This window comes from Xanthomonas sp. JAI131, assembly GCF_013410075.1.
Lineage (GTDB): Bacteria > Pseudomonadota > Gammaproteobacteria > Xanthomonadales > Xanthomonadaceae > Xanthomonas_A > Xanthomonas_A bonasiae.
Window position 1 is genome coordinate 1011035 of the sequence record NZ_JACCCN010000001.1, and the last position, 13259, is coordinate 1024293.

Genomic DNA, 13259 nt, shown 5'->3' on the forward strand with positions numbered 1-13259 from the left:
GTCGCCCCCCAGCGGAAAACCCATGCACGTCGCCCAGATCAATTTCGTCCGCACGCCGCCGGGACTGGCGCCGGCGCAGGTGTTCGCGCACTGGCCGTCGCTGGCCGACATCTCCGAAGCGGTGGCCAGCGCCGGCACTCGCGTGTCGGTGATCCAGGCCGCGGACGCATCGGAGCAGTTGCTGCGCAACGGCTTGGAGTATCACTTCACCGATCCGGGCAACGCCGGCACCAGCAGCCGTGCGCGGCGCATCGCCGGCATCGTGCACGCGATCGGCGCCGACGTGGTCCACGTGCACGGCCTGGAGTTCGCGCGCGAGGCCTGCGCGATGGCGCGGCAGTTGCCGCAGGTGCCGATCCTGCTGCAGGACCACGCCAATCGCCCGCCGCGCTGGTGGCGCCGTTCGCAGTGGCGGCAGTGGTACGCGGCCGCAGCGGGGATCGCCTTCACCTCGCTGGATCTGGCGCGAACGTTCGTGCATGCCGGTCTGTTCGCGCCGTCCACCCGGCTGTTCGCGATCCCCGAATCCAGCTGTCGTTTCACCCCCGGCGATCGGGATCAGGCGCGGCGCGAGAGCGGCCTGCATGGCGCGCCCTGCGTGCTGTGGGTAGGGCACCTGAGCGCCGGCAAGGATCCGTTGACCGTACTCGAAGGCGTGGCCCGCGCCGCCGCGCGGCTGCCCGGACTGCAGCTGTTCTGCGCGTTCGGCAGCGCGCCGTTGCTGGAAGCGGTCGAGCAACGCGTGCAGCGGGATCCGCGTCTGCGCGGGCGCGTGCATCTGCTGGGCAAGGTCGACCACGCGCAGGTGCAGACGCTGATGCGCGCGGCGGATCTGTTCGTGTCGGGCAGCCTGGCCGAAAGCTGTGGCTACGCGGCGCTGGAAGCGTTCGCCTGCGGCACGCTGCCGGTGCTGACCGACATCCCGTCGTTCCGTGCGCTCACCGACTGCGGCCGCGTCGGCGAACTGTGGCCGTGCGGCGATGCCGGACTGCTCGCCGAGGCGCTGGTGCATGCCGCCAGCGAACGGCCGTCGCCGGCGCAGGTCCGGGCCCATTTCGATGCGCAGCTGTCGTTCGCGGCGGTGGGCCGGCGCTGGTCGCGCGCCTATGCGCAGTTGCTGGAGCAAGCAGCGCGGAGCGACGCATGAAGCTGGCGCTGGTGGTGCCCGGCGGAGTCGATCGCAGCGGCGAGTACCGGGTGATCCCGGTGCTGCTGACCCTGATCGAGCGCCTGGCGCGCAGCCACGAGGTGCATGTGTTCGTGCTGCACCAGGAGCCTGCGCCGGCGTGCTGGGAATTGCTCGGCGCGCGCATCCACAACATCGGCGACGGCCGCACCCGGCTGCGCGCGGTCGCCGCGATCCGCGCCGAGCATCGGCGGGCGCCGTTCGACCTGGTGCAATCGATCTTCTCCGGCCACTGCAGCCTGATCGCGGTGGCCGCCGCGCGCTTGCTGCGGCGGCCGAGCCTGGTGCACATCGCCGGCGGCGAACTGGTCGCGCTGCATGCCATCGGCTATGGCGGGCGGCGCAAATGGCAAGGGCGGCTGCGCGAAGCGCTGGTGCTGCGGCTGGCGGACGCGGTCACCGCGGCCAGCGCGCCGATCGTCGAGGCAGTGCAGGCGCTGGGCATCGCCGCCGAACGCGTGCCGCTGGGCGTGGACCTGCGCGCCTGGCCGCAGCGCGCGCCGCGCCGGCGCGGTGGCGGCACGGCGCAGCTGTTGCACGTCGCCAGCCTCAACCGGGTCAAGGACCAGCCGACGCTGCTGCGCGCACTGGCGGCACTGGCACGTGCCGGGGTCGCGTTCCGGATCGACATCGTCGGCGTCGACACGCTCGACGGCGAGATGCAGCGCCTGGTCGCGCAACTGGGGCTTTCGCGGCAGGTGCGCTTCCTGGGTTTCAAGACCCAGCGCGAACTGCGCCCGCTGGTGGAGGCCGCCGATCTGCTGGTGCTGTCGTCGCTGCACGAGGCCGGGCCGATGGTGCTGCTGGAAGCGGCGGTGGCCGGTGTGCCCACCGTCGGCACCGGGGTAGGGCACCTGCTGGAATGGGCGCCGTCGGCCGCGCTGGCAGTGCCGACCGGCGACTGGGCCGGTCTGGCCGAAGCCTTGCGCCAGGTCCTGGCCGACGACGAACTGCGCCTGCGCCTGGCCTGGTCCGCGCAGTGCCGCGCGGTGCGCGAGGATGCCGAGCACACCGTGCGCAGCTTCGGCGCGATCTACCGCCGGCTGTGCCCGGCGCGCGCGTGAACATAACGTTTTCCCTGTAGGAGCGGCTTCAGCCGCGACAGCGTTTCCGGCACTGCCTGTCGCGGCTGAAGCCGCTCCTACAGGGAGCTACATCACTCAACGCGCCGCCGCATATCCCTGCAGCGCACTGCGCACCGCATACAACGTATCCATGCGCGGCACCGGACGCAGCAGGCGCAGCAGCACGCGCCGACGCTGCGGCAGGGCGACCCAGGATTGGCCCTGCAGCCACAGCTGGGTGCGGATCATGTCCGCGCGTTCCTGCCGGCTTTCCTGCGAAGGCTGCAGCCGCTGCCGCAGATAGCGCACGACCTCGCCGAGCGAGCGCGCCCACTCGATCCCGGGCAGCGCCGGCAGCCACAGCTGCGAGCACGAGGCGCGGGTCAGGTCCAGCCGCCGCGAGACCAGCCGCAGCAGCGGCGGACACTGCGCGCGCAGCTGCGCCAGCACCGTCTTCGGAATCGCCGTGCGGTAATAGCGCAGCACCAGCTGCAACGGCGGCAACGCCCACCACGCCGCGCCATCGGCGGTGTCGCACAGCACCCGCCAGTCCTTGCCGCTCATCCGCGTCGCCAGCAACGAGATATCGTGCAGATGCATCAAGCGCAGGCTGCGGCTGCAGATGCCGCCGGCCGCGTGCAGCAGCAGATGGCTCATCAGCGCGCCGTTGGACGGGTAGGGGTTCAGCCCCGGGCGGCTGTCGCGCGGGAATATCCGCTCGCTGATATCGACCGTGGCCAGCGGCAGCCGCTCCTGGATGCGCAGGTGCAGCTCGATGTTGATCGGCGTGTCGCGATGCTCGCCCAGGCTGGCGACGGAGTGCGCCTGCGCCGGGCGAAAGGTCTGGTGCTTCCACTGCGCGAACTCGGCCACGTAGCCGAGCTCTTCCAGCAGCGCACCCACCTGTGCCGCATCTTCGGCGCGCACCAGCAGGTCGATGTCGGCCATCGGCCGGTCGCCAGGCAGGTACAGGCCTTGTGCGTGCAAGGCCGCGCCCTTCAGCGGCACGATCGCCACGCCGGCGGCCTGCGCCAGCGCATCGATCCGCTCCAGCAGCGCGGCGATGCGCCGGTAGCGGTGGGCGACGTGTTCGCGCTGCTCGGCCAGGAACGCGCTCCAGTCGCGATCGGGCCATACCGACAGCCGGCTCAGCAACGGCCCGATGCCGTGCGCGGCGGTCGCCGCCGCGGCCAGCTGCCATTGCAGCCGGTCCCACTGCGGCATCGCGTTGCCCGGCCGCGCCAGCTCGCGCGCTAGGGTTTCGGTCGCCAGCCGCAACCCGGTGCCGACATGCTTCAACGCAGGTTGCGTCGCACGCTCGGCAAAGGGATCGGCGGAGGAGGGCGCATGCGTTTGCGGCGTCGCCTGCGCGGTCATTGGCGTTGCACCAGCGGGATGCGGCGGTCGGAGGCAGTGGCTGCGGCCGGCAGGGCGGCGTCGGTCCGGTGCCGGCCTTCGCTGGCGATCAATGCGTCCCACTGCGCATCCAATGCCACCCAGTCCTGCGCATAGTCCTGCGCCGGCCGCGTGGCCTCGCTGCGCTGCAGGTTCACCTGCCGGTGCAGCAGATCGCGCACCCGCCGGTAGAACTCCGAGTCGTAGGCGCCATGGAACATCATCGCCAGGTCGTCGCTGTCCTGCCAATGGGTCTTGCGGCCGAGCTGGTTCTTCACCTGCTGGTAGAACTTGGTTCCGGGCAGCGGGTAGGACACGCTGACGCCGATGTCGTCCGGACGCGCCGTCGCCACCAGCGCACGGGTGGCGAGGATGTCGTCCAGTTGCTCGTCCAGGTAGCCGAGCTGCAGGAAGAAACCGACACGGATGCCGTGCGCGCCCAGGCGCTGGCGGGCGGCGATCACGTCCTCCACCGCGGTGCCCTTGGTCATCTTGTCGAGGATGCGCTGGCTGCCGCTTTCCGCGCCGATCCACGCTTCCGCGCAGCCGGCGCGGGCCAGCGCGGCGGCCATGCGCTCGCTGCCGAGATCGGCGCGGGTCTGGATGGTGAACGGGATCGAGCCATCGGCGGCGGCCAGCACCGCGGCGAATTCTTCCACCCACTCGATGTGGAAGCCGAAGATGTCGTCGGCCATCCAGATATGGTCGGGGGCGAAGGCACGCTTGAGATGGATCATTTCCGCGGCCACTTCCGGCGCGCTGCGGCGCTTGTAGTGGTTGCCCCAGATCGGCTTGGCGCACCAGTTGCAGCGGAATGGGCAGCCGCGCGAGGCGGCCATGTTCAGGCTGAAATAGCCGTGCCGCTGCAGCCACAGGCGCCGGTAGCGCTCGATATCGACCAGGTCCCAGGCGGCCAGCCCGGACAGGCGCGGATCCGGCGGCCGCGCGCCGATCTGCGCGCGCTTGAGCTGCGGCAGCGCAGCGGTGGCGACATCGGCCACGTCCGCCACCCAGGCCGCGGCATCGATGTCGGGCGTTCGCTGCAGCCGCTCGACCAGTTCCAGCAGCGGCGCGATGCCTTCGCCGATCAGCACCGCGTGCGCGCCGGCGGCCAGGAACGCTTCGGGGTGGTCCGACGCGTCGGAGCCGGCCACGATCACCCGGCTGCCGCCGGCACGCGCCTCGGCGATCATCCGGCAAGCGGCCTCGCGCATCCGGCTCAGGCACATCTTGGTCAGGAAATTGAAGTTGTCCTCGTAGAACACCACCAGGTCCGGCTGTGCCGCGCGCAGCGAGCCCTGGTAGTCCTCCACGCCGTCGGCCAGCATCGCGTCGAACAGCGTCACCTCGTGCCCGTGCCGGCGCAGCAGCGTGGCCACCTGCAGTGTGGCCAGCGGCGGATACGGCTTTCCGCGCTCCCATTGCTTGGGGTCGTAGCGCAGGAAATAGGAGTGGCTGACCTGGATCTTTGGCATCGGCGGAAGGGTCTCGTTCGGCGCCGGCAACGGATGCCGCGGCGCATGCAGCAGTGGCCGCGCACAGGTGGCCGTGCCGTAAGTGCCGCCGGCGCCGTCTTTGGTTGTGCACGCCGCGCAGGCGCGTCGTCGCGCATGACCCGCGCAACCTTTCCTGCCGCTGCACGCACTCACGCGCATCGACCCCACGGACCCATCCCCGATGCAGCTCTCGACCATGCGCACGCAACGCTGGGAGCCTGCGGCCAGCACTGCCGCAACGCAGGCTGGCGTCGCCGCCGATCCGTTTCACGACCGGCTGCGGCGCGACCACGTGCTCAGCAAGCAATTGCTGGGCGGTCGCTTCCGCTTCGAAAGCAACAGCGAGGCCTTGCTGCAGTTGGTCGAAGCGGCGTTCGGCGGCGTACCGCCGCACCAGTTGCCGGAGGCGGCCGACTTTCATATCGAACTGAACCTGGTCGCGCGCCACGACGCCCCCTATGTCTTCGCGCTGCAGCCGCCGCCGGTGCAGACCCATTCCGGCGCCGGCGTACTGTGCGGGGTCATCGACGCCGACAACTACATGGTGCTGATGCCGGACCAGGGCAGGGCGCTGCTGGTGGTGTCGGAGGACATGCTCGCCCATCCCTACCATGTGCGCTACGAACTGATCGAGTTCGCGGTGTTCGTGCTGGCGGCGCGCGCGATGCGCCTGGTGCCGCTGCACGGCGCCTGCGTCGGCGCCGGCGGGCGCGGCGTGCTGCTGCTCGGCGCCAGCGGTGCGGGCAAGTCCACGCTGGCCCTGCACAGCCTGCTGCGCGGCCTGGAATTCCTCGCCGAGGACGCGTTGTTCGTCGAACCGCAGCGCATGCTCGCCACCGGCATCGGCAATTTCCTGCACCTGCGGCCGGATCTGCTGCGACTGGTCGACGCGCGGACCCGCGCCTGGATCGCCGCCGCGCCGACGATCCGGCGCCGCAGCGGCGCGGTCAAGCACGAAGTCGATATCCGCAACGGTCGCGCCTGTCTTGCGCCCGCGCCGTTGCAGCTTGCCGGTGCGGTGTTCGTTTCCAGCACGGCTGCCGCGGATCCCCAGCAGCTGTTGCGGCCCATTGCCGAGCCCGAGGTACTCGAGCGCCTGACCGCCGACCAGCCTTATGCCGCCGCGCAACCGGGATGGCCGCTGTTCGCACGCCAGCTGCAGCGACTGGGCGTGCACGAACTGCAACGCGGCACGCATCCTGATGCTTCGGTCGACGCCGTGCTGCAGTTGCTGCGATGAGTGCGGCGACGACGAACGTATGCTGGCCATGAGAACGGCGACGTCGCGCGCAGGCGAGGGCGGCCGCGGCACCATGCTCGCAGTGGCGCGGCATGCTGGCGCGCCGCAGCCTGCCACGCTGACCGGCGAACGGGCGCCGTCCCCGGGCCGGCACCGATGACCGCGCACCGCCACAGCGCGCCCGACCCGGCGCCGCTGCTGCGTACCTTCATCGCCACCCTGGATCGTGGCGAGCGGATGCGCATCTGTGTCTACGTCGTGCTGTCGTTGGTCTGCGCGCTGGCCGGCGGCGTCGCCACGGTCGCTTTGGTGCCGCTGGTGCAACCCGGGCATGCACTGACGCTCGGCGGCCGCGTGCTCGCGTTGCCCGACGGCGTCCTCGCCCAGGCGGCGATCTTCGTCGTCGCCAGCGTTGGCTTTGCCCTGCTGCGCTGGACGGGCGCGCGGCAGGCCGCCGACCTGGCCAGCGGCCATGCGGCGCGCCTGCGCCGCATGGTGCACGCGCGCCTGCTCGACGCGCCACTACCGGCGCTTGCCGATGCCAGTTCGGCGGAAATCGCCAACGTCCTCACCTACAACATCGAGATCATCGTCCAGGGCTTCAGCGCATTGCTGCAGTTGCTGGTGGCCGCCATCACCGCCGGCGTCAGCCTGGGCATCGCCTTCCTGGTGTCGCCGACCCTGGTGCTGGCGCTGCCGCCGCTGCTGGGCCTGGCCGTGCTCGCGTTCCGCATTTCCGGCCACGAACAGGCGCGGGTGAGCCGACAGTACGTCGCCGACATGACCCGGCTGTTCTGGCTCAGCGAGGATTTCCCGCGGCGCCTGCGCCACGTGCGTTCGTTCGAACGCGAAGACCTGGAGAAAAGCGGCTACGACGCGATCTCCAGCCGGCTCAGCCATGGCTACTGGCGGCAACAGGCGCTGGTCGCCTCGGGCCGGCTGCTGCTCGAACTCAGCGCCGTCGCCGCCATCGCGGCGATCATGCTGCTGGCCGGCTTCTGGCACGGCATCGACCGCGGCGCGTTGATCACCGTAGGCCTGTTGCTGGGACGGCTGCTGCCGTATCTGGTCTCGACCCGGCAGAGCTTCCAGCAACTGCGTTCGGCGGCACCGGCGCTGGAGCTGTGGCAGCACTATGTGGGCCTGGGGACGGCGAGGGCGACACCGGCAACGCCGCACGCGGCCGCGCCCATGCATGGCCCGTTGCGGATCCACAGGATCGGCCTGGCGCCGCCGCTGGCCGCGGTCGTGATCGGCGAACTGATCCTGGCGCCCGGCAGCATGACCTTGATCTGCGGACACTCCGGTGCCGGCAAGAGCAGCCTGATGGACGTGCTCGCCGGCATGGTCGAACCTCGCGTGTTCGCGGCGCAATGTGATGGGCAAACGCTGGATTTCGCGGCGTACCGCGCCTTGGTGCGGCATGGCGCCTATGTCGGCCAGAGCGTGCGCCCGTGGCAGCACACGGTGCGCGACTGCCTGGCCTGGGCCGAGCCGGGCGCCAGCGAAGCGGCGATGTGGCAGGCGCTGCGCGACGTCGGCCTGGCCGCGCGCCTGCAGACTGGCGCGCAGGGCCTGGACACCACCTTGAACAGCGCCGCCGCCAAACTCTCCGGCGGCGAACTGCAGCGCTTGCTGCTGGCGCAGGTGATCCTCAGGCAACCGCGGATCGCCTTGCTCGACGAGGCCACCAGCGCTCTCGACGCGGTCTCGGAGCAGCACGTGCTGGCGACGCTGCGGCAACGCCTGCCGCGCACCGCGCTGGTCGTGGTATCGCACCGGACCAGCCTGTCCGCCGTGGCCGACCGCTGCCTGCACATGGCGCGCCCGGCTTCCGCACCATTGCCGATGGCGCAGCCACAGCCGCACTGACCGCGGCCGCATCCATGGCGCGATCCGCGATGGCGCGCCGCGCCGGGAAACGCAGTCGCCCGTATTGCCGACTTGCGCGGAACAGTCTACCGTCCATGGCTTCGACAGCGATGCGCGCCGGCTGCTCGCCGAACCGCCGCGATGCGCGCCGCGCCGCCGTCACAGGCAATGGCGGCAAGGCAGGGGCAGGGCGGACACTTGGCCGCCAGGAGCGGCGTTCTGAACGACACGATGACCAGCAGTGCCCGCGAACTGTTGAAATGGATCGCCTTGCTGCTGATGACCGGCGATCACGCAGCGAAGGTGCTGGTCCACGGCTATATCCCGATCGTGTCCGAACTCGGTCGCGTCGCGTTCCCGCTGTTCGCCCTGGTCATGGCCTACAACCTGGCCCAGCCTGGCGCCGACCTGCTCAAGTCCGTGCGCAGGCTGCTGCTGTGGGGAATCCTGGCCCAGCCGGCGTACGGACTGGCGTTCGGCTACTGGATGCCGTTCAACGTGCTGCTGAGCTTCGCCCTGGCGGCGGCGGTGATCTGGAGTATCCAGCGACGGCAATGGACCTTGCTCGGCATGTGCGTCCTGGCGGCGCCGCCGTTGGTGGACTACAACTGGGCCGGACTGATCCTGGTACTGGCCGCCTGGTGGGTGTTCCGTTTGCGCGCGATGCCGCACGCGCCACGCCAGGGCGCGCGCCGGCGCGGCTTGCGCGACGTGATTGAACACCGTTATGCGCGCATCGCCGTACTCGTCGTGGCGTTCGGACCGCTGTGCTGGTGGAACGGCAACGGCTGGGCCTTGCTGGCATTGCCGATGGTGGTGCTGCTGGCGAACCGCGATTTCCCCATTCCACGGACGCGCTGGGCGTTCTACATCTACTACGTGGGGCATCTGGCGGTGCTGGCGGTGCTGGCGCGAACGCTGGCCGTGCATGCCGCCTGAGACCTCGTTCCCAGGTGCATGGGTGTAGCATGCACGCATCGAAGAAAGCTGATTCAGGGTCGATGAAGAAGGCGAAACAGGCACAGCGCAACGATCGATTCCGCGATCTGCACGGGGCGTTGCTCGAGATCGTCGGCGTCATGAACAGGCCGCAGCGCGACGAGGCGATGATTCGGGAAGCGGGAATCTCCCTGGAACGCGCCCTGTTCCCGCTGCTGGTGCTGGTGGAACGGCTTGGACCGATCGGGGTCGTCGAGCTGGCCGATCGCGTGGGGCGCGACTACACCACCGTCAGCCGCCAGGTGGCCAAGCTGGAAGGCCACGGCCTGGTCAACCGCCGCGAAAGCGCCAGCGACCGCCGCATCCGCGAGGCCGTCGTCACCGACAAGGGCAAGGCGATGACGGACCGTGTCGACGAGGCGCGCAAGCGGATCGGCGTCTCGGTCTTCGCCGACTGGGAGGATCGGGATGTCGAGGAACTGGTCCGGCTCATGTGCAAGTTCGCCGACGACATCAAAGGCAAGCTGCCCGCAGACTAGAGGCCGAGCGCCGCCAGGTAATCGGCGAGCGCATGCCGTTCGCCGACCTGCGCGGTCATGCCGACATAGCCATCCGGCCGCACCAGTACCACATCGCCCGGCGACAGCCCGTAGGCCTCGGCGACATGCCCGCCAATGTCGCGCACGTCGCCGCGCTCGCCAACGGTATACGCCTGCACACCGCGACGGGCCGGCAGTGCCGCGTGTTCGATTCCGTAGCCCAGCAGCGTCCAGTGCGGCCCCTTGAACAGCTCGAACAGGCGCGTCATCTGGCCTGCCGCACCTAGCAGCGGCGCATCGGGCGCACGCGTTCCGGAGGCGATCCTGGAAGAAGACATGGCCGGTTGCACCAGGACCGAAGCGTCGTAGTACAGGTCCAGCTGTTGGGTCTCGCGGCCCCGGCGCATGTCGCCTTGCTTGGCCGCGCCCAGCAGCTTGACCGACAGGCCGAGCATGCCCGCGGCGATAGGGCGCCGCTCTTGCTCGTAACTGTCCAGCAACGCGTCGGCGGCGCCGGCGATCACCGCGGCCAGCTTCCAGCCCAGGTTGTAGGCGTCCTGCACGCTGGTGTTGAGGCCTTGTCCGCCAGTCGGCGGATGGATGTGGGCAGCATCGCCGGCCAGGAAGATGCGGCCGACGCGATAGCGATCGGCCAGGCGGGCGTTCATCGCATAGGCGGATGCCCAGAAGACCTGGTGGATGCGGATATCCGTGCGCCCGGTACGCTCCGCGATCATGGCATCGATGCCGGCAGCGGACAGGTCGACTTCGCCCTCCAGCGGAATCGGCGCCTGCACCTGGAACAGATCGGTGCCGGCAAGCGGGCACAGCGAGACGTGGCGCTGCATGGACGCTTCGTTGAAGCGGTGCCAGCAAGCCCGATCCAGACCGCCCAAGGCGACGTCGGCAACGATGGCGCGAACCCCCAGCGTCTTGCCGGGAAAATCGACCGCCAGCGCGTGCCGCACGAAGCTGCGCCCGCCGTCGGTCGCGACCAGGAAGCGCGCGCGAATGCGATGCGTGCCAGCAGCGTCGACCACTTGGGCGGTCACGCCGTCGGCGTCCTGCAGCACATCCACCAGTTCGCACCCGTAGCTAGGGGCATGCCCGAATTCGGCCAGCCGCTCGCGCAGGACGCGCTCGGTCAGGAACTGCGGCACCATCAACGGCAGCGTGTACGGCTCGGAGGGCCGCGCTGGCGGGGCTTGTTCGGCAGCAGCGACGTACTCTCTGCCGTCCTCGCCGTACTTCCGCTCAGGCGGGTAGGGACCGCCCACCGCGGCGAGCCGATTGGCGATCCCCAGGTCCTCGAAGATCTCCAGCGTCCGTGGCTGGATGCCCTTGCCGCGGGACCCGCCGAACGGCTCGTCGATCTTGTCGATCAGGCAAAAGCCGACCCCGCGCCGCGCCAGCTCCAAGGCCAGGGTCAGGCCCGCGGCGCCAGCGCCGCAGATCAACACGTCCAGTGGCTGACTGTCGTTCATACCGCCTCCATATGTGCAAAATGCACTCAATTGGGCGGCAGCGTATGCCTCTTTCGAGAAGAGTGCAAGATACACATGATTGTGTCTGAATCCCATGCGTCATCGAGCAGGCGATGGCGCCACTGCCGGTCGCGCGCTCCGGGATGGGTAACGGCAGCTAGCGATGTTCGTCCAGCGGTCCGGCGCGGGACGGCGCGAACGCTCGGGATGGCACGTTCCTGCCGATGAGATCAGACAGAAAGGAAAGCACGAGCTCGCCTTTATCTTCCCAGATGAGTTCGATCGGCCTTCGATCATCGAGGGCTGGAATCTGCTCTTCGGTTATCCAGCGATAAACGTGCTCCGGGTCGTTGTCGAGCTGGAGCGCGAGATTGGCGACTTGACGAACGATGCCGTGCTTCATGACGGGACCTCCTATTTTTTGCCTATGGGTGGACGGCGAGGGACACGTTCTGATCGTGCGACAGGAATGGAGGATCCGCTCTGGACCGGTGCGAGCCGCGATATCACCGGGTGACGAAGACGACAACCAGCAGCGCAAGGAAAACTCCAGCGTTGAGCTTGGGCTCCCAGTACTCCATGAACATGAACGTGATTGCGAGCCATCCAAGCGCCGCCGCGATCGACAGGATCAGCACGGGTGTCGCGCTCACCAGGTCCATGGCCCGCCAGGCCAGGAAGACCCCGAGCAGCCCGAAGGCAAGCTGCCCTAGGGAAAAGGCGGAGTTCAGCCCGTAGTACAGCGTCGTTTCCAAGCCGGGTTCGCGTTTCCCGCGTAGATACTGGGATGCCACGTCGACGATGAAGTGCAGTGCCCCGCTCAGGGCGAGCCAGCCGTAGGCTGCATAGACGATGTACTTGTGCATGGTGCTTGCTCCTGATGATCGGTGCGGCGAGCGGCTTCTCGCCGGCGACAGCGGCCATGCGCGTCGGCGCACGGCCCATTGGCGTGGGCGACCAGGTGGCTCCGCGCCGGGAATGAATCCGGTACAGGGCTGGCGGTGGCGGTGGTTGCGATCATTTCCCGATGTACGCCACGCTGGAATCCTGGGCGTGGGCGGCAGGGAAAACCGCGCCCGTCAGTCGTTCCGACTCGCGCCACAGCCTTTCGGCGTCGCCCAGGTCCAGCGCTTGCGCAGGCACCTTGGCGGCGGCAGGGTAGCCTCGCGTCTCGCTTAGCTTGTCCGGGCCGTAGTAGGTGCCGCCCTGGACCTGTGGCGACGTCGCGGCGAGGAGCGTGGGCAACGCGCCTTGCGCGGCCGGCTGGAACAGGAACCACAGGAAGCGACGGACCAGGCCGGCAGTGCTCCCTGCGCCCGCACCATTGGGCAACAGATCGGTGCGCGAAATGCCTGGATGAGCCGCCACGCCCCGGATCCCCCAGCCAGCCGCATCGCTGCGGCGTTGCAATTCGAGCGCGAACATCAGGCAGGCCAGCTTCGACTGGCTATAGGCGGTCATCGGTACGTAGTCGCGCTCGGACTGCAGATCGTGGAAGTTGATTGCACCGCCACGCGCGGCGACGCTTGACAGCGTGACCACGCGTGACTGCCTGCCCCGGCGCAGCAACCCAAGCAGCTGCGCTGTCAGGGCGAAGTGGCCCAGGTGGTTCGTACCGAACTGCAATTCGAACCCGTCGGCCGTCACCTGCCGCTTCGGAGGCGCCATCACACCGGCGTTGTTGATCAGCAGATCGAGGCAGTCGATCGAAGAGCGCAGCCGCTCTCCGAACGCTTCGATGGAAGCGAGACTGGCGAGGTCCAGTGCTTCGAACCGGACATCCGCGTCGGGAACGCGCTTGCGAATCCGGTCGACCGCGATCGCCCCTTTCGACGGGCTTCTGCCGGCAATGATGACGTGCGCACCGGCACGCGACAGCGCCAATGCATCCTCGAACCCGAGTCCGCCCGTGCCAGTGACGACCGCTATGCGACCGCGTTGAGAGGGTATGTCGGTAGCTTTCCAGTGGGCCATGGTGGTTGCCTTTAGAGTGGTTGCGCCAAGTGCATTAAAAATTGCACTCAGTGCATAATATGAGTATCCG

12 protein-coding genes are annotated in these 13259 nt (G+C 69.1%); 6 read left to right on the forward strand and 6 right to left on the reverse strand.

The features are described 5' to 3' along the window. The first annotated feature begins 22 nt into the window (after positions 1-22). Positions 23-1147 (forward strand): glycosyltransferase family 4 protein, encoded by a 1125-nt coding sequence (locus HDC36_RS04140; protein ID WP_179564671.1) that lies wholly within the window; start codon positions 23-25, stop codon positions 1145-1147. Continuing rightward, positions 1144-2250: a glycosyltransferase family 4 protein gene (locus HDC36_RS04145; RefSeq protein ID WP_179564672.1), complete on the forward strand. Its 1107-nt coding sequence runs from the start codon at positions 1144-1146 to the stop codon at positions 2248-2250. The genes HDC36_RS04140 and HDC36_RS04145 overlap by 4 nt, the downstream gene beginning before the upstream one ends. Positions 2251-2346: 96 nt before the next feature. Here HDC36_RS04145 and HDC36_RS04150 read toward each other — a convergent pair whose 3' ends face one another. Next, a complete protein-coding gene (locus HDC36_RS04150) occupies positions 2347-3627 on the reverse strand; it encodes a nucleotidyltransferase family protein (protein WP_179564673.1) in 1281 nt (426 codons plus the stop codon). After that, the gene (locus tag HDC36_RS04155; protein WP_179564674.1) at positions 3624-5120 is read right to left on the reverse strand and encodes a radical SAM protein; all 1497 of its coding nucleotides are present in this window, start codon (positions 5118-5120) and stop codon (positions 3624-3626) included. Before HDC36_RS04155 ends, HDC36_RS04150 begins: the two co-directional genes overlap by 4 nt. Positions 5121-5322: 202 nt before the next feature. On the opposite strand from HDC36_RS04155, the gene HDC36_RS04160 reads away from it, so the two are divergent. The 4 genes from HDC36_RS04160 (at position 5323) to HDC36_RS04175 (ending at position 9731) form a co-directional block, all read left to right on the forward strand. After that, complete coding sequence (locus HDC36_RS04160; protein WP_179564675.1) at positions 5323-6381, forward strand: serine kinase; 1059 nt, start codon at positions 5323-5325, stop codon at positions 6379-6381. 156 nt (positions 6382-6537) lie between these two features. Beyond that, positions 6538-8253, forward strand: coding sequence for an ABC transporter ATP-binding protein (locus HDC36_RS04165; protein ID WP_179564676.1), 1716 nt, complete (start codon positions 6538-6540; stop codon positions 8251-8253). A 231-nt stretch (positions 8254-8484) separates the two neighbouring features. Beyond that, positions 8485-9192, forward strand: a complete 708-nt coding sequence (locus HDC36_RS04170; RefSeq protein ID WP_179564678.1) for a TraX family protein — start codon at positions 8485-8487, stop codon at positions 9190-9192. Positions 9193-9254: 62 nt separating this feature from the next. Beyond that, on the forward strand, positions 9255-9731 hold the full coding sequence (locus HDC36_RS04175; RefSeq protein ID WP_179564680.1) for a MarR family transcriptional regulator: 477 nt from the start codon (positions 9255-9257) through the stop codon (positions 9729-9731). On the opposite strand, the gene HDC36_RS04180 is transcribed toward HDC36_RS04175, so the two are convergent. From HDC36_RS04180 to HDC36_RS04195, 4 genes are all read right to left on the reverse strand, one after another. Next, positions 9728-11311, reverse strand: a complete 1584-nt coding sequence (locus HDC36_RS04180; protein ID WP_255432582.1) for an FAD-dependent oxidoreductase — start codon at positions 11309-11311, stop codon at positions 9728-9730. The two genes, HDC36_RS04175 and HDC36_RS04180, sit on opposite strands and share 4 nt — an antisense overlap. Before the next feature lie 61 nt (positions 11312-11372). After that, a complete protein-coding gene (locus HDC36_RS04185; protein WP_179564682.1) occupies positions 11373-11618 on the reverse strand; it encodes a hypothetical protein in 246 nt (81 codons plus the stop codon). Between the two features lie 103 nt (positions 11619-11721). Continuing rightward, positions 11722-12081: a hypothetical protein gene (locus HDC36_RS04190; RefSeq protein ID WP_179564684.1), complete on the reverse strand. Its 360-nt coding sequence runs from the start codon at positions 12079-12081 to the stop codon at positions 11722-11724. A gap of 151 nt (positions 12082-12232) precedes the next feature. Then, a complete protein-coding gene (locus HDC36_RS04195) occupies positions 12233-13189 on the reverse strand; it encodes an SDR family oxidoreductase (protein WP_179564686.1) in 957 nt (318 codons plus the stop codon). Positions 13190-13259: the final 70 nt, after the last annotated feature.

Coding starts and splice junctions, on each gene's coding strand:
- HDC36_RS04140 (WP_179564671.1), top strand. CDS start 23: ATGCACGTCGCCCAGATCAATTTCGTCCGCACGCCGCCGGGACTGGCG.
- HDC36_RS04145 (WP_179564672.1), top strand. CDS start 1,144: ATGAAGCTGGCGCTGGTGGTGCCCGGCGGAGTCGATCGCAGCGGCGAG.
- HDC36_RS04150 (WP_179564673.1), bottom strand. CDS start 3,627: ATGACCGCGCAGGCGACGCCGCAAACGCATGCGCCCTCCTCCGCCGAT.
- HDC36_RS04155 (WP_179564674.1), bottom strand. CDS start 5,120: ATGCCAAAGATCCAGGTCAGCCACTCCTATTTCCTGCGCTACGACCCC.
- HDC36_RS04160 (WP_179564675.1), top strand. CDS start 5,323: ATGCAGCTCTCGACCATGCGCACGCAACGCTGGGAGCCTGCGGCCAGC.
- HDC36_RS04165 (WP_179564676.1), top strand. CDS start 6,538: ATGACCGCGCACCGCCACAGCGCGCCCGACCCGGCGCCGCTGCTGCGT.
- HDC36_RS04170 (WP_179564678.1), top strand. CDS start 8,485: ATGACCAGCAGTGCCCGCGAACTGTTGAAATGGATCGCCTTGCTGCTG.
- HDC36_RS04175 (WP_179564680.1), top strand. CDS start 9,255: ATGAAGAAGGCGAAACAGGCACAGCGCAACGATCGATTCCGCGATCTG.
- HDC36_RS04180 (WP_255432582.1), bottom strand. CDS start 11,311: ATGGGATTCAGACACAATCATGTGTATCTTGCACTCTTCTCGAAAGAG.
- HDC36_RS04185 (WP_179564682.1), bottom strand. CDS start 11,618: ATGAAGCACGGCATCGTTCGTCAAGTCGCCAATCTCGCGCTCCAGCTC.
- HDC36_RS04190 (WP_179564684.1), bottom strand. CDS start 12,081: ATGCACAAGTACATCGTCTATGCAGCCTACGGCTGGCTCGCCCTGAGC.
- HDC36_RS04195 (WP_179564686.1), bottom strand. CDS start 13,189: ATGGCCCACTGGAAAGCTACCGACATACCCTCTCAACGCGGTCGCATA.